The following is a 19828-nucleotide window of genomic DNA, read 5'->3' on the forward strand; positions in this document are numbered from 1 at the left end:
AGTAATTATGGGAGAGTCCATCGTGTCGCTCAACAAGCCGATCGATATGTATGCGGTGCAGGTCTTCGTCGCAGTCGCGGAGGAAGGCAGCATGTCCGGGGCGGCCGCACGCATGGGCGTTTCCCAATCGGGTGTCTCGCAGATCGTCCGCCAGCTGGAGGACGAACTGGGGGTCGTGCTGGTCAATCGCACGACCCGTCCGCTCGCGTTGACGCCATACGGCATCGCATTGAGGAACCGCGGAGCGGTACTCAGCGAGGAGATCGCCAATCTGAAGGCCCAGGTCGTCGAAGCGGGGCGTGGCATCAAGCCTGATCTTCGCATCGGGTTTGTCGACTCGTTCGCGGCTACCTGCGGCTCGGCTCTTACGAAGCGGCTGCTGGAGAAGGTATCGCAACTGTCGATCCGTACGGGATTGAGCCCGCAGCAAGGCGAGGCGCTGCTGCGGCGCGACCTGGACCTCATCGTCACGAGCGACGCGTTGATCGACGCCAATGACGTAGTGCGCTTCCGGCTCCTCTCCGAGAAGTACTTTGTCATCACGCCGCGGGATTTCCGCAAGTCGGTCCGCACCGTGGAGGACATCCGGGCCCTGGCGGACGCATTGCCCATCGTGCGCTTTAACCGCAAATCGCAGGCCGGCATGCAGATCGAGCGCTATCTGCGTCGAATTGAAGTGCGTACGCCGACGAGGCTCGAGCTCGACAACGCCGACGCGCTGACATCGATGGTGGCCGAAGGCATCGGCTGGGCCGTGACCTCGCCGATGTGTCTGCTTCAGGGTGCGGCTTACGCGGATGGAGTGACTCGCCACGTTGTCGACAGACTGGGCCTCGAACGGTCGCTGTATCTGGTAGCGCGGCGCGACGAATACAGCGCGTTTTTCGAAGATGCATGCGACACGGCGTCCGAAGTGATCAAAACATCGTTCCTCCCGCGAGTGAAAAAGGCTCTCGGTCAGGAAATTGAACAACTGATTGATATTGGAAACAGGAACTCAAATGAACAGTCAAGCCAAAGCTGAAACGCGTACCGAACGCGATTACGTTGGTGAAGTCGAAATTCCGGTCGAGAAATTGTATGGCGTCAACTCGGTGAGGGGCGTCGACAATCTGACGGTTTCTCCTCTCAGCATTGCTCACTACCCGGCGTTCGCGGTGGCTTTCGCGCAGTGCAAATGGGCGGCCGCGCTCGCGAACCGGGACACCGATGTCACCACGCCGGAACAATGCGACGCAATCAGCCGCGCGTGTCAGGAAATCATCGAAGGCAAGTTTCGTGACTCACTGATCGTCGATCTGCTCGAGGGCTCGGGTGGAACGTCGACGAACATGAACTTCAACGAGGTGATCGCCAATCGGGCGCAGCAGCTTTTGGGTCACGCTCCGGGCTCGTACGACGTGATCCATCCCAACGATCATGTCAACCGCTCGCAGTCCACGAACGACGTGTATCCCGCTGCGCTGAAGATTGCGACCTACGCAATGCTCGGACCGCTCATTGCGGAAGTGGAAAAACTGGCTGCGCAGTTCGATCAGAAGGCTATCGAGTTTGCCGACGTCCTTCACCTCGGCCGTACCTGTCTGCAGGATGCGCAGCCGATGCGTCTCGGTCAGCTTTTCGGCGGTTACGCGTCGCTCACACGACGTCTCGCGGAAGAACTGATGGCGGTTCGCGACAAGCTGCGTACGCTGCCGCTCGGTGGTACGGCTATCGGTACGGGATTTGGTGCACCGGCCGGGTATCGAACTGCGGTCTACCGGCACCTCGCGGATATCGCAGGCGTCGACTATGTCGCGCCGGCAAACTCGTTCGACGCGATGCAGAACATGGACGTGTTCTCGCGCGTTTCGGGTGAGCTTCGCACCTGTGCGGCGTCCATTGCGAAAATCGCATCGGACCTGACGGTGCTCTCCTCCGGTCCCGTGGGCGGAATTGGGGAGTTGCGCTTGCCGGAGGCGCAGGCCGGCTCGTCGATCATGCCGGGCAAGGTGAATCCTGTGCTGCCGATGGCGATGATCCAGTTGAGCTTTGCCGTTATCGGCAATGATGTCGCTGTGGCTCAGGCGGTTCAGTATGGAGAACTGGAAATCAATCACTTCGAGCCCGTAGTGGCCTCCCGTGTGTTCGACAGCATCATGCTGCTGACCAACGGCATCGAGAGATTCACGCAGAAGTGTATCGCCGGCATCACCGCCGACGGTGCATGCAACGAGCGACACCTGATGGACTCGATGGCTGTGGCCACAGCGCTCGTGCCGAAGCTTGGATATGCTCGTGTCAGCAAGCTGGCGCGACAGTCGGTTGCGGAAGGTCGGCCACTCGTGCAGATTCTCGACGAATCCGGGCTGCTTTCGCGCGACGATACCCTGTCGCTGATCGATACGGCCTCGTACCCGGTATTCGAGCCGAGGTAATCGACCCTGGATTGAGGCAACCTGGACCCGGCCCGGCGACCGCACTCAGCACGCCCTCGAAATACCGCCACACTTGTTACTCCCAACCTCCGATTTCCGGTAGCAAACTACTCATGTCACCCAATGAGCGACGCGTAGCGGACGCAATCGCGCCGCAGGAATTTGCCCTACTCAGGAGGTCGCAAAAGCCATGAGTTCATCAGCCGAAAACGGAAGGAAAGGCGGCCAGCCCGCCATGGCCACTCCACCGGTCGTCTCATCGCAAGCGTGGGAAGCAGCGCGCCAGCAGTTGTTAGTAAAGGAAAAGGCGCTGACCCGGGCTCGAGACGCCCTGGCCGCCGAGCGCCGGCGAATGCCCTGGATGGCGGTGGAGAAGGCCTACGCATTCGAAGGTCCCGCGGGCAAGCTCAGTCTGCTGGATCTGTTCGACGGCCGGCGTCAACTGATCGTCTACCGCGCTTTCTTCGAACCGGGCGTGTTCGGGTGGCCCGAGCACGCCTGCCGGGGCTGCTCGATGGTGGCGGATCAGGTCGCCCACGTCGCTCACCTGAACGCCCGCGACACGACGCTCGTCTTCGTCTCGCGTGCGCCTCAGGCCGACATCGCGCGACTGAAGGCGCACATGGGCTGGCAGATGCCATGGTTCACCATTACGGATAGCTTCGACGCCGACTTCGGTGTCGACGAGTGGCACGGCACGAACGTGTTCTACCGCGATGGCGAGCGCGTATTCCGTACGTACTTCATCAACAATCGCGGCGATGAACAGATGGGGGGCACCTGGGACTACCTCGACATGACGCCGCTGGGTCGCCAGGAGCTCTGGGAGGACTCGCCCGAGGGCTATCCCCAGACCCCAACCTACAAGTGGTGGAACTGGCACGACAGCTACACCGCAGACGCGCCGCCCGACAAGAAGTGGGTCGAGGTATCGGATGCAGGCGAGGCTGCGTTCCGCAAAGAGCACAAGGAATGAACGCCCTGGGCGAAGCGTGTTCGGCCGTATGCATGCCTCAAGCAGCAAGCGCTGCATCGACGGCAGCCAGGTATTGCTGGAAGCCGGTCTGCAGCAGCACGGTGCGCACGCGCGCGAGCTCGCCACGCGCGGCATCGTCGGCGGGTGCCTGCAGGACGCGCGCTAGCGCGCGTGCGCGTGCCGCGAACAGCTCGGCCCAGGGCAGCGGTTCGTGCCGCGTGTAGTCCTCCAATGCGCTCGCGTAGCGCAGCACGCCGGCCGGATCGCGGGCCGCCAGCATCGCCTCGATCGCGTCGCGGTAGAACCAGAGATGGTTGTGGCCGACCGTGCCGAGGCGCAGCAGGTCCGCGCCTTCTGCGAGCAGGCGCGTGCGCTCGTCATGCTCGTCGACTGCGCGGGCGAGGGCGCTCAGATTCTTCGGCGCGGAGACTTGCGTGCCGACCTCGCGCGAGATCGCAAGCGCCTCGCGCAGCGCATCGACGGCTTCGCCGCGGCGTCCATCGGCGAGCCAGACACGTCCCTGCATTTCCAGGTTCTGCGCTTCGAACCGGCGCGCGCCCAATTGCCGGATCACGCGCTTTTCCTGCTCCAGATGGACCTGCGTAGCCGGCATATCGCCTAGCTCGTAGCAGGCGAACACGCCGAGCGTCTCGCCCAGCAATTGCGCGCGCGGCTGCCCGATCAACGCGGCGGCGCGCACGGCGGCAACGGCGTCTTCGCGCGCCTGCCGCGGCTCGTTCAGATAGATGCGGCTGAAGCCCTGCATCGACAGATTGGCGACTTCGATCCGGCCGCACCCGTGCTCGCGGCTCAACGCCACGCAATCGCTGAAATGGCGGAACGCGGTCCGCATCCGCCCTTGCGCGTAGGCGGCATCGGCGAGGCCGCCGAGCGCGCGGGCCTCGGCCTCCGGCAGGCCGAGGCGCCGCGCATAGTCGAGCCCGCGCTCGTGTTCGGTGCTGCAGGCATCGATCTTGCCGAGCGGAAAGTAGATGTTGCCGCGCAGATAGTGAAGGCTCGCGAGTTCGGCCACCCGGTCATCGCGCTCCGCGATCCGCTGCGCAGCCTCGATCAGGTCCAGCGCTTCGTCGAGGCCTTCGCTCACACGCAGGCCTTCGGCGAGTCCTAGCTGGCAGCGGCACAGACTGGCGTCGTCGGGGGCGGCTGCGAGCGCCGCGCGCCAGGTCGCGATCGATCCCGCGATGTCGCCGAGGTCGCGCTGCAGTTCGCCCTTGCAGCAGCTCAGGCTGTGGCGGTCCGTCTCGCTCTGCGCAATCTCGAGGCCCCGCTCGGCGAGGCGCAGCGCGGCCTCGAGCAGGTGCGCCGTGCGCTGCGCGAGCGCGGCGGCCAGGTAGGCTTGCGGCGCGCGTTCGTCCTCGGCGCGGTCGAGATGCTGGGCGTGCAGCGTGGGGTCGCCGTGCGCGAACCAGTCGGCCGCGCAGCGGTGCAACTCGCGTCGGCGCGCACGCAGCAGCGTCGAATAGGCGCTCTCCTGGATCAGCGCGTGGGCGAACAGAAACTCTTCGCCCTCCGGCAGCACGAGCGCATTGGCGAGCAGGCCGTCGCAGACGTAGCCGGGGTCGTCGATGAGCCGCCGCAACAACGCGATGCCGAACCGCTGCCCGATCACGGCAGCCGCCTGGAACGCCAGACGGTCGCGCGGCGCGAGCCGGTCCATCCGCGCGAGCACGAGGCTGCGGATCGAACCTGGCACGGCGTTGCCGCTGCCTTCCTCGGCGTTGCGCAAGAGCTGCTCGAGGAACAGCGGGTTGCCGCCCGCGCGCTCGATGCAGGCGAGCGCGACCCGTTGCGTCGCGTCGATGAAGTTGCCTGCGAGGCTCAGTGCCTCGTCCTGGCGCAAGGGCCCGAGGTCGATCGTCGCGAACGGGATGTCGCGGCAGCGCGCGCGCCACGCCGCATCGATCGGGTCGCCTTCCACGCGCGAGGTCGTCACGAGCAGGCCCGGGCCGTTCGCGATGCCCGAGGCGAAGGCCGAGAGATAGTCGAGCATTTCGGGCTCGGCCCAATGGAGGTCTTCTACGACGATCAGCGTGGCGGCCCGCCTGCAGGCGTCGCCGGTCAGTCTCGCGGCGAGCGCCTGCTTGCCGCGCTTGCGCGCGCCGTGGTCCATGGCGTCGTAGACGGTTCGCCATTCGTCCGCGAGCGGCAGGTCGAGAAGGTCGTGGAGGAACGCATGCTGCCCGGCCTCGAGGCTGCCTTCAGCGGCGAACCGCGCGGCGGCGGCGCGCCGCGCGTCGCTCGATGCGCCGGCCGGCAGACCGAACAGACTGCCGGCGATCGTGTGCACGGGATCCTGCCCCTTGCCCACGCCGAAATCGAGCACGAGGCCCCGATGGATCTCGAAGCCTTGCGACTGCGCATGGCGGCGCATCTCGTCGACGAGACGCGTCTTGCCGATGCCCGCTTCGCCGCGCACATGGACGATGTGGCCGGCCCGCCTCGCGACGCACGCGCGGACGATACCGTGAAACTGCTCGAGCTCGGCCTCGCGTCCGACGAAAAGGCTCTGACCCGTCTTCGCCGATTCGCTCGCCGGGTCGCTCGAAATCGCGCGCAGCCGCCATGCGCGCACTGGCGTGTCGATGCCCTTGAAGCACTGCTCGCCGAGCGCGTCGCAGACGGCGGCGTCGCCGAGCGCGCGCGCCACGTCATCGGAGAGCCAGGTCTCGCCGGCCGCCGCTGCGACCTGCAGGCGCGCGGCCAGGTTCACCGGACTGCCGGTGACGGTGTAGTCGCGCGCGTCGACGCAGCCGAGCGCGCCGGCGACGACTTCGCCGCTCGCGATGCCGATATGGGCCTGCAACGTGCGTGCCGCCTGCAGGCTCAATGGCGTCAGCGCCTCATGGATCTCGAGCGCCGCGCGCGCGGCGCGCAGCGTGTCCGTCTCGTGCGCGCGCGGCGCGCCGAACAGCGCCATCACCGCGTCGCCGATATGCCTGTCCGTCGTCCCGCCCCAGGCGAGCACGATGCCGTCGACGAGCGCCGTGAAGCGGCCGATCAACGCGCGCACCTCCTCGGGATCGAGCGTACGCGAAAGCGCGGTGAAGCCGCAGAGATCGGCAAACAGGACGGTGACCTGCCGGCGTTCGTCCGCGGGGATCTCCAGCGCGTGGGGGGCGACCGCCGTTTGCGCCACGGGCAAAGCCGCGGCTGGCGGGTTCGGCGCGGCGGCAGCGAGGATGCGCTTGCGGTGGCCGAGCGACTGCACGCCGAGTTCCCGCAGATCCGCGTCGGTCAGCTGCGCGAGCAGCGAGAGATCGATATCGTTAGCCGCGAACGCTTGCGCGTACTGCTCGAGTCCCAGGGCGTGCAGCCATTGCTCAATATCCATGTTCGCCGCCTGGATGCGATGCCGGTTGCCTGATGCGAACCGCCCCGAGCCCGTCGGGGGATCGTGCCGGTGAATTTCCAGTGTAGGCGCGCGCCACGGGCCGCGTACGGCGTTTGACAGGCTTTCCGGCGCGGACGGATACTGGATCGCTCCCCATCGCGCCTCGCGCATTCCACCGGGAATTCACGTGAAGCCGGGCAAGACCGTTACTGTCGCCGACGTCCCGCCGCGCTCGCCCATCGCGGCGCTGCCCGGCGATCTGGCGGCCGGTGCGGTATCGGCGCTCGTCATGCTGTGCTACGCGATGAGCCTCGGCACGCTGATCTTCAGCGCCGATCTCGCCCGCTACGCCATGCTCGGCGTGCCCACCGCGCTCGTCAGCTGTGTCGTCACCGCGCTCGTGATCGCCTTGACGAGTTCGATGCGCCTGAACATCGGCGGCCCCGACAGCAACGCGGCGGCGTTTCTTGCGGGCGTGGCGGCAGGCGTCGCGAGCAGCGTGCGGGCGGACGGCGGTTCGCCGCAAACGCTGCTGCTCACCGTGCTGATTGCCATCGCGCTTTGCTCGCTCGTGACCGGCGTCGTGCTCTACGCAATCGGGTCGTCGAAGCGCAGCCGCTCGCTGCAGTTCCTGCCTTACCCGGTCCTCGGCGGTTTCCTCGCCGGCACGGGCTATCTGCTGCTCGCCGGCGCGTTTCGCGTCATGACGGGCGAGTCGCTGCAATGGCGCACGCTCGCGTTGCTGACGCATCTCCACTGGCTCGCATGGTTGCCCGCGCTCGTCGTCGGCGTGCTGGCCACGATCCTGATGCGCAGCTGGAAGCACGTTGCCGCGCTGCCGCTCACGCTGGCCTTCGGCATCGTGCTCTTCTACGTTTTGCTGCGTGCCGCGGGCCTGTCGATCGACGACGCGCGCGCCATGGGCCTGCTGCTGCCGCGCGCGGCGCTGCGGCTCACCGGGCTACCGGAGCTGCACCTGCGCGCGCAGCTCGGGCAGGGCGGCATCGACTGGACGGCGATCACCGCACACCTTCCGGAGAGCCTCGTGGTCACCTCGGTTTCGGCCGTCACGATCCTGATGAATTCGACGGCGATCGGCGCGGCGACGGGCGAGGAAGTCGACCTCAATCGCGAGCTGCGGGCCGCGGGCCTCGCCAATCTCGCGAGCGGTCTGTTGGGCGGCATGGTCGGTTATCAGTCGTTCAATCGCTCGATGCTCAACGCGCGCGTGGGCGCGACGAGCCGGCTGGCGGGCGTGTTCGCCTCGCTCGCATGCCTCGTCGTGCTGGCCGCGTCGCCCGGTTTTGTCGCGCTCTTTCCCGTGCCGGTGCTCGTCGGCCTCCAGCTTTTCATGGGGCTGCGCCTCATCGTGCAATGGGTGGTCGGCGCCTGGGCGAAGCTCGCCTGGTACGAGTATCTGCTCGTGCCCGTCATTCTCTGCACGATCGCGGGCTGGGGCGTGCTCATCGGCGTGGGCGCGGGCGTGATTGCCGCGTGCGTGATGTTCACGCTGCTCTACGGCCGCGTGAGCTGCATTCGCATGGCGTTCGACCTGCGCACCCGGACCTCGAATGTCGAGCGCAACATCGAGGAGACCGAAGCGTTGCGCGGGCTCGGCGCGCAGGTGTGCGGCATGTGCCTGCAAGGGTTTCTCTTTTTCGGCACGGCCAATTCGATCCTCCAGCGCATACGGGAGCGCCTCGCCGCGCGCACTCCGGTGCGGGTTCGATTCGTTGTACTTGATTTCGCGGCGACCCAGGGCATCGACGCGTCGGTGTCGATCAGCTTCGTCAAGCTGCGGCAGCTCTGCGCGGCGACGGACGCGGACCTGATCCTGACCGCGCTGCCGTCGCGCTCGCGCGATCTGCTGACGAAAACCGGCACGCTCAATCTGCGTATTCGCGAATTCGACACGCTCGATGCGGGCCTGGAATGGGTCGAAGACCAGCTGCTCGCGTCGAGTGCGCTCGCGCCGAAACCCGGTGACGACCTCAATTCACTGCTCGCGCCGCATTTCACGGCCAGCGCGCTGAACACGCTCTCCACGCGGCTCGAAGCGAAGGATCTGCAGGCGGGCCAGGCGCTGTTTCTTCGCGGGGACCCGGGCGACGCGCTGTACCTCATCGAGCGCGGGCGGCTCGCCGTTTCGCTGCCGCTCGGCAACGGGCGGTCGGTGCGGGTGCGCGCCTGCCTGCCGGGCACGGTCATCGGGGAAATGGCCGTATACACGCAGCAACCGCGCAGCGCGGACGTGTTCGCCGAGGCGCCGACGCGGGTGCGCAGGCTGTCGCTGGCGGCGCTCGTCGCGCTCGAGCGGGACGACCCCGTGGCCGCCCAGCAGTTTCATCGCTTTCTGGTGAAGGTCATTGCGTCGCGCCTTGCCTTGGCCACGGAGGCCCTGCGCGCGGCCTACTGAGCAGCGGAGGGTTCACGTCAGACTGAATTGTGCGGTGCGTCTTGCAGACTTCGCGCCGCAACGTGTTCCGTTACACCTTCATGCGGGGGATCGTCGAGCGAAATCCGCGACGTTTCCGGCAAGGACAACCCGCCAACCAGTGCCAGCAGCGAGACGGCGATGAGGTAGTAAGCGGGCGAGATGCTGTTACCCGTCGACTCGATCAGCCAGGTGGCGACAAGCGGCGCCGTGCCGCCAAAGATCGTGTAGGCCAGGTTGTAGGTGATCGCCGAAGCGGTGTAACGGGTGCGGGTCGGAAAGATTTCGGAGAGCAGTGCCGCCGTGACCACACCCGACAGGACCGCGCCGAGCGCAAGCATGCATGCGCCAGCAATCGCGGAACGAAAATCCCCTGAGCCTCCCAGCGAAAAAGAGGGGTACACCGCCGCGATCAGGATGGCGCATGCCGTGAAGACGGTTTTTCGTCTTCCCACGGCATCGGAGTAGAGGCCGGCGAGCGGGCAGATGGCCGCGGCGAAGACGAGTGCGAAGACCGTGACCAATAACGCGTTGGCCCGGCTCAGATGACCGACGACCTGCATATACGTCGCGAAATAGGTCGTGAACGTATAGAAGGAGAGCGCAGTCACGGACACCAAGGCACCCAGGCGCACGATCGCGCCTGCCTGGGTCTTTAGCGTTTCGCGCAGCGGGGCATGAGCGAGGTCGTGATCGTGTTCGACTGCAGCAAACGATGGCGTTTCACCAAGGCGCGTGCGCAGATACAGTCCGACCAGACCGATAGGCGCCGCGGCGATGAACGGGATTCTCCAGCCCCAATTGCTCATCGCCTCTGGCGACAGCACGGCGTCCAGTCCCGACGCCACGACTGCGGCGCTCGCGAACGACAGGAACGTGGAGACCGGAAGAAAGCTCCCGTATCGCGCGCGCTGGTGCTTAGGCGCATGTTCCATCAGATACGCGCAGGCGCCGGCGTATTCGCCGCCGGCGGAAAAACCTTGCACGCAGCGCACGATTGCGAGCAGCAAGGGGGCGAGCATGCCGACCGATGCGTAGGTCGGCAGGAAGCCGATGACCGTTGTTGCCCCTGCCATGATCAAGATGGTCAGGGCGAGCGTTTTCTTGCGGCCCACCCGGTCTCCCACCACGCCGAAGAAGACCCCGCCGAGCGGTCTGAATGCAAAGGCGACGGCGAACACCGCGAAGGTCTTCATCAACGCGATCGCCGGGTCGCCATTCGGAAAGAACTGGCGAGTCAGCAGGGTCGCCAGAAATCCATAAACGGCAAAGTCGAACCATTCGACGAAATTGCCAACCGCAGCGGCAACGATCACCTTGCGAAGCGTCTTTGGGTCCACTTTGGGCTGATACGCTTTCATGATCTGGCCGTCCCTTGTGCGTTGAATAAGACGTGCGTATCACCCCGAATGGTGAAGCCATGGGAGGCGAGCGGTTTTAACGCTGAAGTCGCACGGTAATGATTTGCACAGTTAATGCGACCAGAAATGTCGCTCCTAGAACGAAGCCGACAGGGTGACGCGCTGGAAGCGACATCGGACTGGTGCCGTCGCGGGAGGGCAAGACAACGTCGTTTTTCGAATGGTTTGGTTCTTCGGCGGCGGAAAAGTCAGATCTCATTCACCAACCGGCCTCGCAATTGTCGCCGCATCAGCTCGGCGTGAATCTCACTTATCGCGAACTGGACGGGTACTCCGCGCGCCTTGAAAGGCGATCCTGTCGCCGAAGCGCGCGACGGCCTGTTCCAGCAGGGCTGCCATCGAGGGTAGTCGTCGAGGTCGACGTCGGCCGCAACGCCAGCAGGATATTGCGAAAGCCAGGGCAAGTTTGACATTGGGATATGGCTATTCGACGGGAGCCGGCTGAACGTTGATTTCCAGCGGTTCGCCAGGCATTTGCGACGCGGGCGCGGCGTCTTCTTCCGGCGTCGGCTGGGCGGTCTGAACGGCGGGCGGCGGGACGCCCTTGCCAACAACGGGCGCGTCTGAAACCGGCACGGGCGCTCGGGGCTCCGCGCTATGGGCCGCGGTCATGCCAGTGCCGACGTTCGAGCCCGTGCTGTTGGCGCCCTTGAGAAGACCGTGCGAATCGAACAGAAACACGGCCGCCGACGAGTGTGTGTCGGCGCCGGCGACCAGCGAGCCGATGAAGGGGATATAGCTTTCCGGGTGCGGACGCGACGTCACGTAGGTGTAGACGAGCAGCGTCGAGCCGTCGTCCAACGCGGTCTCGACCGACGCCGGGCCGAGCGCGACGATCACGTCCTGCAGCGTCGTCACACCGTGCCTGAAGTTCGCCATCTGTTCGGGCCTGACCTCGACGCCGGCCGTCACGCAGCCGGCGAGTAGTGCGCCGCACAGCAGCCCAGTGACCACTTCGCGCTTCATGTCGCCTCCCCCCTGAAAGGAATTCTAGGACGAAGAAGACTGGCCGGTTGACGTAAAGAGCGTCTGCGTTTCGCCGCCGTACGGCCCCCGGAGGTCGTCGACATGGACACGCCGGTTACCTGAGCGTCATTGCGTGGGGGGAGGGCCGCACGGCACGCGTCGATCCTTGATATCCGGCTCACGCTCAAAACGACTGATGTGGTTGAAGCATTGCGGTACTGCATTCACAATGACCGCCAGGCGCTTTCCCACCGCGTGAGACGAGGTCGACTCCATGATGAACGGGTTCCAGGAGAAGTTCGCGTACGTCAACGGCATCCGCATGCACTACGTCGAAAGAGGCACGGGCCCGCTCGTGCTGCTTTGCCACGGCTGGCCGGAGTCCTGGTACGTGTGGCGCTGGCAGATCGATGCGCTGGCGGCTGCGGGCTATCGCGCGGTTGCGCCGGACCAGCGCGGATATGGGCTCACCGAGGCCCCGGAAGCGATCGAGGCTTACGACATTCTGAACCTGGTCGGCGACCTCGTTGGCCTCGTCAAGGCGCTCGGTGAAGAGCAGGCGATTCTGATCGGACATGACTGGGGCGCCGCTGTCGCTGCTTACGCAGCGTTGCTGCGCCCCGACCTGTTTCCCGTTCTCGGCCTGCTGAGCGTGCCTTACATGCCTCGACGTCCGGTGCGCCCATCGGTGCGCTTTGCGCAGATCGCGCAGGAGTGTCACTTCTATCAGGACTATTTTCAGTTGCCGGGACGCATCGAGCGTGAACTGGAAGAAGATGTCCGTCGCTCGATGCTCGGCATTCTCTACTCGGCGTCGGGAGACCCGGTGGTGAAAGGACAGCCGGCCAATTTCGCGATCTTTCCCAAATCGACTCGATTCGTGGACAACCTCACGTTGCCCGATGAGCTTCCGCGATGGTTGACCGAAACGGATCTGCAATATTTCGTCGCTCAGTTCGAGCGCAGCGGGTTTCGCGGGCCAATCAACTGGTATCGGAATATCGACCGGAACTGGGCGCTCACCAGCTTCCTCGACGGCGCCCGGATCATGCAACCGACGCTCTTTCTCGCGGGAGAGCTGGACGGCGTCGTGAAAATGGCCGCGAAGGACTACGACGCGCTGGAGAGCAACGTTCCCAACCTATGGAAGAAGCATCTCATCGCGAAGGCGGGTCACTGGGTGCAACAAGAGCGTCCGGACGAGGTGAACGAATTCATCCTGAACTTCCTCGCCGGATCGGTTCACGCGCTGGCCGGCGGCGCAGCCGAAAGCCAGCCGAAAGCACCGGCTGGCAAGTTCCGGTAAGGCGAGGCGGAGCCGCCTTGCGCGTCAGTGTGTGGCAACACTGACGGCGACGATTTCGTATCCGGGGTCGGCGTTCTCGGACGCCGCCTTTTCGGCTTCCTCGTATGAGACGAAGGACTTGGCCCCGCCAATCTCCGGCGCCATGCCGATATCGCCGTCCTCTGCGCAGCAGAGGTACTGCTCGCCAGTCTTTACCACGTAGACAGTCGTCATGATTCCCTCCATGGTTCGCGGGGGAACTTCCAGTCTAGCAGGTCAAAACCGCGCCCGAAGCCGGCTCGATTGCCTTTACGCTATCGGCTGGAACCTTCGATTCTATTCGCTTCACGGTGGACGGCAACCCTTCCGTTGTTTCGAACCCAACATCGGCCGTCGTCGCCGGCAGATTTGTTCCGGATGTGCAACGATAGACGTGCAACTCGCAGCTGTCTGTTGAGCTGGACAATCCAACGGGGAGGGTAGATGAGAGAGAACGCCGAGACGCTATTCGTCGCTTCCGAAGACATTGCAACCGCGTTGAACCTGCTGGAGAGCATAGAGGTCGAGGTCGGCTTCGACAGCGACGATCCGGAGAGTATCGAGCAGGCGATTCTCGCCGTCGAGGAGGCGATCGATACTCGCCTGAAGGGCCATCGCGGCGACGCACGGGTCGAATCCGCGATCCTTCGCGTCAAGTTCGATTTCCGCTGCGCGATCATCGAACAGGCCGCGTCCGAAGATGCGGGTGCCGACACCATCGGCAGCGTCCAAACGCTGCATTGAAACTTTCGGGGAATCCGGCGCCAGCTTGATTCCAACGGATGAATGGCACCGCGCTCGGCGCGCCGCCATTCATCCGGCAACGAACTTTACACGTTGTTACCCGCGCCCAGCGGACGTCCGGGCGGGCTTTGCTTATACTGCCGCGCAATCGCCACTCCTCCTCATGCTTGTCGTGCCCGCAGCGGCGGCAATGCGAACCCACCGTGACGTCCATGCTCTCTACCAAGTCCGCCCTCACCGCCGCGCTTGTCGCTGCAGCCAGTCTTTCGTTGTCCGCATGCGTTGCTCCGGGCTACTCGCAGTACGGCGCGCAGCAAGGCTACCAGGGCCAATATGCAGCACCGGCGGCGTCTGCGTACGGCCAGCCCGCTTACGCACAACCGGGCACCGTGCAGCAACCCGCCTACGCACCGCCGCCTGCGCCGCAACAGCCGTATGACTCGCAAAGCAACGGTCAGTACGGTGCGCAGTACAACCCGCAATACGGCAACCAATACGGTACGCAGTACGGCACGATCTCGAGCATCCGGCCGTTGAGCAACGCCACGGGTGCTTCGGGCATCGCCGGAACCGTGGTCGGCGCGCTGGTTGGCGGCGTGCTCGGCAATCAGGTCGGCGGTGGCCACGGCCGCGACGCGGCGACCGTCATCGGCGCGCTCGGGGGAGCCTATGCAGGCAACCGGATCGGCCAGCAGATGGGCCAGCCCGCAGGATTCCAGATCGACGTGCAGTTGAGCGACGGCTCGACCCGCGCGTTCAACGTGCCGACGCCCGGCGACCTGCGCCCAGGCGATCGCGTACAGGTCAACGGCAGCCAGCTCGCGCGCTACTGATTCCGGCGGCTGTTTCATCCGACGTCACGGAGGCGTTTGCCGCCACGCAAGATCGACGAAGCGACGCAGCAAAACGCGGCGCTCGTGGAGCAGGCGTCGGCTGCGTTCGTCCAACGGGCGAGCGCAGCGGGAGTGTGGAAAACCTGCGCCGTAACGCCCGTGCGCCGCACGGGCTCATACGCGCACTACTGCGCGATCTGCTGACGCTGATATTCGTTGTGCTTCATTTGCATGTAGTCGGCGCGGCTGACCTCGTGCAATTGGCGCGGATACTGCTCGGTGGCATCGAACCACTTGGTGAGGCGTTTGTCGAGGCGGCCATTGGGCGGGCTGGAAAGCGCATCGAGATACGCTTCGATGGCGAGGTAATAGCGCATGGTGTTGCGTTCGACCAGACCGCGTACGCCGCCGATGTATCGCGTTTCGTTCGTCGACGGATCGCGGGTCGTGGAAAAGCCGACTTTGTCGCTGCCTATCGTTGCCAGATAGGCTTTCATGGCAAGCCGGCCGGCCGTGCCGTAACCGTAGGCGTAAGTCAGATGAATAAAGGTCCGATCGTCGCCCACGGGTATGGCCTCCACCACGATCCGGTAGTCTTTCGTACTCAGCGGACCCGTGGCGGCGGAAAGCTCCACGCGAAAATAATCAGGGCTGCTCACTGCCTGGTTCCAGGCGAATTGCACGCGGTAAGATGAGGTAAGCGATTCCTCGGTTTTCTTGCCGATATTCACCGCGAGCACCGTACCGCTCGCGCCGGTCGAGGCATGGCAGTACTTGATGTTCAAGTGCAGGATCAGCACATCGCACCAGTTGGCCGGCCCTTGAGTCGGATGGTTGAGCGTGTCGCTGACCGTCGCGAAAGGGAAGTTGACCACACCGTAAATGTCCCCTTTGAGTGCCGAAGGCAACTCCTGCGATTCGAGGTATAGCGGGCGCTGGAACTGGTTTTGCGCGAGTTGCTGCGTGAGACTCTGGTACTTTTCGCGCAGGCTCGTCGCCCTGACGTCCGCTTGCGCGAAAGCGCCCTGGCCCAGCAAACAGAGCGCCGCGGTCATCGCGGCCATCCACCACAGGCGCGTGCACCGGACGCCCGATGTGAATCTGGCAAGCGTACTCATGGCCTTCCTCCCACGTTGACTCCGTGTGATCTGCATCGCTACGACTACCCATTTGGGTGGTGCGCGCCGCCCGTCGTTCTGTCATTGTGAACCCACGAATGGTGAACCCACACTGGCAGGAGACGTGAAATGGAAACGACATCTTCGGGCGCAAATCCTTTGATGGCTCTCTCGGACGGTCTGGCCGACATTGTCGCGCGAGTCGGGCAGAGCGTCGTGGCAATCCATGGCCGGCATCGCATGCCGTCGAGTGGCGTAATCTGGCGCCATGGCGTCGTCGTGACGGCTGCCCATACGATCCGGCGCGAGGAGGGGATCGAAATCACCTTGAGCGACGGTCGTACGGTTGCCGCGGTCCTCGCAGGCCAGGATCCGGGCACGGACCTCGCCGTGCTGAAGCTGGACGGCGTGGACCTGGGCCCGGTCGAGTCCGGCGATGCCGGCTCACTGAAGCCGGGTCATCTGGCGCTCGCCGTCGCGCGTGCCGACGAACTCGGCGTCAGCGCGGATTTTGGCGTGATCGGCAGCACGGGTGGTGCCTGGCGCACGTGGCGAGGCGGCCAGCTCGACGCATTCGTGCGGCTGGACGGCGGTCTGCGCCCGGGGTTCTCGGGCGCGGCGCTCGCCGATATGCGCGGTCAGGTCGTGGGCATCTGCACCTCGGGACTGATGCGCGGCGCCGGCATGGTGATTCCCGCGATGACGGTGGAGCGTGTCGCCGACGAACTGCTGGCCAAGGGACGCGTCTCGCGGGGCTATCTTGGCGTCGGCACACAGCAGGTCAGCCTGCCGAACGCATGGGTGGACAAAATGAACCTGTCGTTCAATAGCGGATTGCTGATCAGCTCGCTTGCGCCGGGCGGTCCTGCGGAACAGGCAGGCGTGCTCATCGGCGATGTGCTGATCGAACTGGACGGCCAACCTTGCCGCGACATCGGTGACCTGCACGCCGCGCTGGGCTCGACGGGCATCGGGCAGCCGTTGCCAGTCACGTTGATCCGGGGCGGCGAGCGCCACGCGTGCACGGTCGCCGTGGGCGAACGGCCCCAACGGCATGCATGCAGGTGAGGTCCGGGACACGGCGATATGTGGGATGGAACGATGGAACTCATGGGGCCGGTGCGGGTGGCGGTAATCGCGGCATCGCCGGAGGTGCGTGGGAGCCTCGAGGCGATCGTCGAGGCGCAGCCGGCACTCGCGTTCCTCGGTAGCGCCGCCGACGCCGAAACGCTCGCCGCTTACCTCGCCGGTTCGGTGCCGGATGTCGTCGTAGCCGACATCGAGCCTCAGGCGAGCGACGCGCTCAAGACGCTGTTCGACCCAGGCCACGCACCAGCGGCGCTGGTCCTGTTGCTCGACGACCCGGATAGCGACGCGTTCCTCGACGAACTGCCCGCCTATGCGACGGCAATCCTGTCGCGCGACGTGACGCCCGCCGAGATCGTCGCGGCCATCGAAGCGGCGGCCGCCGGCCTGTGCGTGCTGTCGCCCGACATCCTCGCAAGGCTGCTCGCTGGACGAAAACCGTTGCGCCAGTCGGCATCCGGCGGACCGTTCGAAGCCTTGTCGCTACGGGAGATCGAAGTGCTGGCGATGCTCGCCGACGGACTCGGCAACAAGGAGATCGCCCGGCAACTCGACATCTCGGACAACACGGTGAAATCGCACCTCTCGTCCATCTTCGGCAAACTCGGCGCGACCAATCGCACCGAGGCGGTGATGCTCGGCATGCGGCACGGATACATCATGGTGTAAGCAGGCCACGACCGCCCCGCGATAAAAGCGGCACGGACAGCGCTCAAGAAACCGTCAAGCTTGCCGATAACACACGGATAGGGCGTTATTCGGCAGCGCTGCGCAGCCCCTGACTTACGGCGAGAAAGATTCCATGCAGATTCAACCCATTACCGCGACGACGACCACGACGACCGCCTACGGCGGCGGCACGCAGGCTTCGACGAGCGGCGCAGGCAACGGCGCTTCCTCGGGCGCGGCATCGTCGAACCCGAATGACAGCAGCACGACGAGTTCGTCGACGAGCACACCCAGCAGCGGCACCACGTCGACGTCGACTTCGACGCAGGGCACTTCGGCGTCTTCGAAGTCGGGCGGCGGCGGTGGAGGCGCAGCGGCATCCTCCAGCAGTTCGTCTTCGAGCGAAGTCGACGAATTGAACGCGCTCATCGCGTCGCTTCAGGCGCAGCTCGCGCAGGTGTCGTCGCAGACATCCAGCGCCGCGGCGCAAGGCTCGAACTCGGGCGAGGTCAGCCAGATCAAGGCGCAGATCCAGAATGCGCAGAGCGCGTTGAGCTCGGCGTCGCAATCGGACGCGAGCCAGGTCAGCCAGATCGCGTCGCAACTGGCGAGCGTGCAGACTTCGCTGGCGCAGCTGATGGTCGCGAGCGGCAAGACCACGGGGCTGGTCTCGGCGACGGCTTAGGCGGGGCAGGCTGAGTCGATCAGCCTGCCGGTGGCCGAGCGCAACGGCGGCTGGGCTTGCTACTATCGTCGGCGCCAACAACGGAGCCGACTGTGACCAACCCCGCTCTCCACCTCTACGCCGACGCCCAGTACGCCAGTCCCTACGCGATGTCCGTCTTCGTCGCGCTGCACGAAAAGGCGCTCGCGTTCGAGCTTTCGACGGTCGATCTCGCGAAGAGCGAAAACCAGCAGCCGGAATTCGCGGCGAAGTCGCTCACGCGGCGCGTGCCGACCCTGATCCACGACGGCTTCGCGCTCTCGGAGTCCTCGGCGATCACGGAGTATCTCGAAGAAACCTTCCCCGGCGTGGCGCTTTATCCGGCAGACCGGCAACAGCGCGCCCGCGCGCGCCAGGTTCAGGCGTGGCTGCGCAGCGATCTCATGCCGATCCGCCAGGAGCGCTCGACCGAGGTCGTGTTTTACGGCCCGACCACGGCGCCCCTTTCCGGCGCGGCGCAACTCGCGGCGGAGAAACTCTTCGCGATGGCCGACGCGCTGCTCGCACAAGGCGAAAAGCATCTTTTCGGCGAGTGGTCGATCGCCGACGTGGACCTCGCGTTGATGCTGAACCGTCTGGTGCTGAACGGCGATCCGGTGCCGCATCGGCTGGCGCAATACGCCCTGGCTCAGTGGCAGAGGCCCTCCGTGCAGCGCTGGCTCACGCTCGAGCGGCCGCCGCTCTAAGGCTGTGTCGTCACGCAGGGCTTGCGGATGCTGACCGGATGACGTTTACCCCAGCCTCAGAAAATCGAGCGCCCGGTGCGCGTCGTCAACCACTCCAGCGCCAGCGAGCCGACCAGCGAATTCCCCGTCGCGTCGAGGCCCGGCGACCACACGCACACCGCGAATTCGCCGGGCAGCACCGCGATGATCCCGCCGCCCACACCGCTCTTCGCGGGCAAACCGACGCGGTACACGAAGTCGCCGGCCGCGTCGTAGGTGCCGCAGGTCAGCATCAGCGCGGAAAGGCGCTTGGCCGAACTTGCGTCGAGCACGGGTTCGCCGCTCGCGGGCGAGACGCCGCCGTTGGCCAGAAAGAGTGCTGCGCGCGCCAGTTCCACGCAGCTCATCGAGATCGCGCACTGGCGGCAATACGCGTCGATCACGGTATCGGCGGGCATCTCCAGGTTGCCGAAGCTTGCGATGAAATGCGCCATCGCGCGATTGCGTTCGGCGTGCGCGAGTTCCGACTGCGCGACGCGCAGATCGTAGCCGATGCCGGGCTCGCCCGAAAGGCGCCGCATGAAATCGACGAGCGCGGTTTCCGCCTGCACGAAGCGGCGGCACAGCACGTCGGTCACGACGAGCGCGCCCGCGTTGATGAACGGGTTGCGCGGCTTGCCCGCCTCGAATTCGAGCTGCACGAGCGAGTTGAATGCCGTGCCCGAAGGCTCGCGGCCCACGCGCTGCCAGAGCACGTCGCCGAGCAGCTGGAACGCGAGCGTGCAGGCGAACAGCTTCGAAATGCTCTGGATGGAAAAGCGCACATCGGCGTCGCCGGTGCGGTACACCTGGCCGTCCACCGTGACGATAGCCATGCCGAAGTGATCGGCGCGCACCGTGGCGAGTTCGGGAATGTAGTCGGCAACGCGGCCCGTGCCGATATACGGCTGCAGGTCGCGATGGATGGCGTCGAGGATGGGCGTGTAGTCGAACGTGTGATTCATGGAGGGAGCCAGGCAATCGCGGCAGAGCGCCCGCCGCGGTCCCGCGATTGTAGCGGCTCGCGCTTACCGCCACGGCTTCATTGCGCGCCCTGACT

The 19828-nt window shown here is 65.3% G+C and carries 18 protein-coding genes; 11 read left to right on the forward strand and 7 right to left on the reverse strand.

The window, feature by feature from the left end:
• Window positions 1-22 precede the first annotated feature (22 nt).
• From AB4Y36_RS22390 to AB4Y36_RS22400, 3 genes are all read left to right on the forward strand, one after another.
• A complete protein-coding gene (locus tag AB4Y36_RS22390) occupies window positions 23-1024 on the forward strand; it encodes a LysR family transcriptional regulator (RefSeq protein ID WP_368684101.1) in 1002 nt (333 codons plus the stop codon).
• The gene (locus AB4Y36_RS22395; protein WP_368684102.1) at window positions 1002-2417 is read left to right on the forward strand and encodes an aspartate ammonia-lyase; all 1416 of its coding nucleotides are present in this window, start codon (window positions 1002-1004) and stop codon (window positions 2415-2417) included. The genes AB4Y36_RS22390 and AB4Y36_RS22395 overlap by 23 nt, the downstream gene beginning before the upstream one ends.
• Window positions 2418-2607: 190 nt before the next feature.
• Entirely contained in the window at window positions 2608-3393 is a 786-nt protein-coding gene (locus AB4Y36_RS22400; RefSeq protein WP_368684103.1) for a DUF899 domain-containing protein, read from the forward strand.
• A 37-nt stretch (window positions 3394-3430) separates the two neighbouring features.
• Here AB4Y36_RS22400 and AB4Y36_RS22405 read toward each other — a convergent pair whose 3' ends face one another.
• Entirely contained in the window at window positions 3431-6745 is a 3315-nt protein-coding gene (locus AB4Y36_RS22405; RefSeq protein ID WP_368684104.1) for an adenylate/guanylate cyclase domain-containing protein, read from the reverse strand.
• Window positions 6746-6932: 187 nt separating this feature from the next.
• On the opposite strand from AB4Y36_RS22405, the gene AB4Y36_RS22410 reads away from it, so the two are divergent.
• The gene (locus AB4Y36_RS22410; protein ID WP_368684105.1) at window positions 6933-9161 is read left to right on the forward strand and encodes a SulP family inorganic anion transporter; all 2229 of its coding nucleotides are present in this window, start codon (window positions 6933-6935) and stop codon (window positions 9159-9161) included.
• A 17-nt stretch (window positions 9162-9178) separates the two neighbouring features.
• On the opposite strand, the gene AB4Y36_RS22415 is transcribed toward AB4Y36_RS22410, so the two are convergent.
• Together AB4Y36_RS22415 and AB4Y36_RS22420 are read right to left on the reverse strand one after the other, a co-directional pair.
• Window positions 9179-10540: an MFS transporter gene (locus tag AB4Y36_RS22415; protein ID WP_368684106.1), complete on the reverse strand. Its 1362-nt coding sequence runs from the start codon at window positions 10538-10540 to the stop codon at window positions 9179-9181.
• A gap of 483 nt (window positions 10541-11023) precedes the next feature.
• Window positions 11024-11566: a hypothetical protein gene (locus AB4Y36_RS22420; protein ID WP_069262016.1), complete on the reverse strand. Its 543-nt coding sequence runs from the start codon at window positions 11564-11566 to the stop codon at window positions 11024-11026.
• A gap of 274 nt (window positions 11567-11840) precedes the next feature.
• Between AB4Y36_RS22420 and AB4Y36_RS22425 the strand changes: the two genes are divergently transcribed.
• A complete protein-coding gene (locus tag AB4Y36_RS22425; protein WP_368684107.1) occupies window positions 11841-12872 on the forward strand; it encodes an alpha/beta fold hydrolase in 1032 nt (343 codons plus the stop codon).
• Between the two features lie 24 nt (window positions 12873-12896).
• Here the strand turns inward: AB4Y36_RS22425 and AB4Y36_RS22430 are convergent, their stop codons facing one another.
• Window positions 12897-13085 carry a hypothetical protein gene (locus tag AB4Y36_RS22430; protein ID WP_342946035.1) on the reverse strand — a complete coding sequence of 63 codons (189 nt, stop codon included), beginning with the start codon at window positions 13083-13085 and terminating at the stop codon, window positions 12897-12899.
• Between the two features lie 303 nt (window positions 13086-13388).
• On the opposite strand from AB4Y36_RS22430, the gene AB4Y36_RS22435 reads away from it, so the two are divergent.
• Together AB4Y36_RS22435 and AB4Y36_RS22440 are read left to right on the forward strand one after the other, a co-directional pair.
• Window positions 13389-13634, forward strand: coding sequence for a hypothetical protein (locus AB4Y36_RS22435; protein ID WP_342946036.1), 246 nt, complete (start codon window positions 13389-13391; stop codon window positions 13632-13634).
• A 203-nt stretch (window positions 13635-13837) separates the two neighbouring features.
• Complete coding sequence (locus tag AB4Y36_RS22440) at window positions 13838-14467, forward strand: glycine zipper 2TM domain-containing protein (RefSeq protein ID WP_141710563.1); 630 nt, start codon at window positions 13838-13840, stop codon at window positions 14465-14467.
• A gap of 185 nt (window positions 14468-14652) precedes the next feature.
• On the opposite strand, the gene AB4Y36_RS22445 is transcribed toward AB4Y36_RS22440, so the two are convergent.
• On the reverse strand, window positions 14653-15585 hold the full coding sequence (locus AB4Y36_RS22445; protein ID WP_368684108.1) for a hypothetical protein: 933 nt from the start codon (window positions 15583-15585) through the stop codon (window positions 14653-14655).
• A 162-nt stretch (window positions 15586-15747) separates the two neighbouring features.
• Here AB4Y36_RS22445 and AB4Y36_RS22450 point away from each other — a divergent pair, with 162 nt between their 5' ends.
• Together AB4Y36_RS22450 and AB4Y36_RS22455 are read left to right on the forward strand one after the other, a co-directional pair.
• Window positions 15748-16653 (forward strand): S1C family serine protease, encoded by a 906-nt coding sequence (locus tag AB4Y36_RS22450; RefSeq protein ID WP_368684244.1) that lies wholly within the window; start codon window positions 15748-15750, stop codon window positions 16651-16653.
• Window positions 16654-16695: 42 nt separating this feature from the next.
• Window positions 16696-17340 (forward strand): response regulator transcription factor, encoded by a 645-nt coding sequence (locus AB4Y36_RS22455; RefSeq protein WP_368684245.1) that lies wholly within the window; start codon window positions 16696-16698, stop codon window positions 17338-17340.
• A gap of 177 nt (window positions 17341-17517) precedes the next feature.
• On the opposite strand, the gene AB4Y36_RS22460 is transcribed toward AB4Y36_RS22455, so the two are convergent.
• Window positions 17518-17769, reverse strand: a complete 252-nt coding sequence (locus AB4Y36_RS22460) for a hypothetical protein (RefSeq protein WP_368684109.1) — start codon at window positions 17767-17769, stop codon at window positions 17518-17520.
• Here AB4Y36_RS22460 and AB4Y36_RS22465 point away from each other — a divergent pair.
• Both AB4Y36_RS22465 and yfcF read left to right on the forward strand, forming a co-directional pair.
• Window positions 17756-18025 (forward strand): hypothetical protein, encoded by a 270-nt coding sequence (locus tag AB4Y36_RS22465; protein ID WP_069262009.1) that lies wholly within the window; start codon window positions 17756-17758, stop codon window positions 18023-18025. The two genes, AB4Y36_RS22460 and AB4Y36_RS22465, sit on opposite strands and share 14 nt — an antisense overlap.
• 92 nt (window positions 18026-18117) lie before the next feature.
• Window positions 18118-18750, forward strand: a complete 633-nt coding sequence (yfcF, locus tag AB4Y36_RS22470) for a glutathione transferase (RefSeq protein WP_368684110.1) — start codon at window positions 18118-18120, stop codon at window positions 18748-18750.
• A gap of 56 nt (window positions 18751-18806) precedes the next feature.
• Here yfcF and AB4Y36_RS22475 read toward each other — a convergent pair whose 3' ends face one another.
• Window positions 18807-19733: a glutaminase gene (locus tag AB4Y36_RS22475; RefSeq protein ID WP_069262008.1), complete on the reverse strand. Its 927-nt coding sequence runs from the start codon at window positions 19731-19733 to the stop codon at window positions 18807-18809.
• Window positions 19734-19828 lie beyond the last annotated feature (95 nt).

It is taken from the genome of Paraburkholderia sp. BR10936 (assembly GCF_040965735.1).
Lineage (GTDB): Bacteria > Pseudomonadota > Gammaproteobacteria > Burkholderiales > Burkholderiaceae > Paraburkholderia > Paraburkholderia nodosa_A.

What these genes read in the sequence shown, in the direction of transcription:
- AB4Y36_RS22400 (WP_368684103.1), top strand. Translation starts at nt 2,608, where the DNA reads ATGAGTTCATCAGCCGAAAACGGAAGGAAAGGCGGCCAGCCCGCCATG.
- AB4Y36_RS22445 (WP_368684108.1), bottom strand. Translation starts at nt 15,585, where the DNA reads ATGAGTACGCTTGCCAGATTCACATCGGGCGTCCGGTGCACGCGCCTG.
- AB4Y36_RS22450 (WP_368684244.1), top strand. Translation starts at nt 15,748, where the DNA reads ATGGCTCTCTCGGACGGTCTGGCCGACATTGTCGCGCGAGTCGGGCAG.
- AB4Y36_RS22415 (WP_368684106.1), bottom strand. Translation starts at nt 10,540, where the DNA reads ATGAAAGCGTATCAGCCCAAAGTGGACCCAAAGACGCTTCGCAAGGTG.
- AB4Y36_RS22405 (WP_368684104.1), bottom strand. Translation starts at nt 6,745, where the DNA reads ATGGATATTGAGCAATGGCTGCACGCCCTGGGACTCGAGCAGTACGCG.
- AB4Y36_RS22425 (WP_368684107.1), top strand. Translation starts at nt 11,841, where the DNA reads ATGATGAACGGGTTCCAGGAGAAGTTCGCGTACGTCAACGGCATCCGC.
- AB4Y36_RS22420 (WP_069262016.1), bottom strand. Translation starts at nt 11,566, where the DNA reads ATGAAGCGCGAAGTGGTCACTGGGCTGCTGTGCGGCGCACTACTCGCC.
- AB4Y36_RS22475 (WP_069262008.1), bottom strand. Translation starts at nt 19,733, where the DNA reads ATGAATCACACGTTCGACTACACGCCCATCCTCGACGCCATCCATCGC.
- AB4Y36_RS22455 (WP_368684245.1), top strand. Translation starts at nt 16,696, where the DNA reads ATGGGGCCGGTGCGGGTGGCGGTAATCGCGGCATCGCCGGAGGTGCGT.
- AB4Y36_RS22460 (WP_368684109.1), bottom strand. Translation starts at nt 17,769, where the DNA reads ATGAGCGCGTTCAATTCGTCGACTTCGCTCGAAGACGAACTGCTGGAG.
- AB4Y36_RS22395 (WP_368684102.1), top strand. Translation starts at nt 1,002, where the DNA reads ATGAACAGTCAAGCCAAAGCTGAAACGCGTACCGAACGCGATTACGTT.
- AB4Y36_RS22430 (WP_342946035.1), bottom strand. Translation starts at nt 13,085, where the DNA reads ATGACGACTGTCTACGTGGTAAAGACTGGCGAGCAGTACCTCTGCTGC.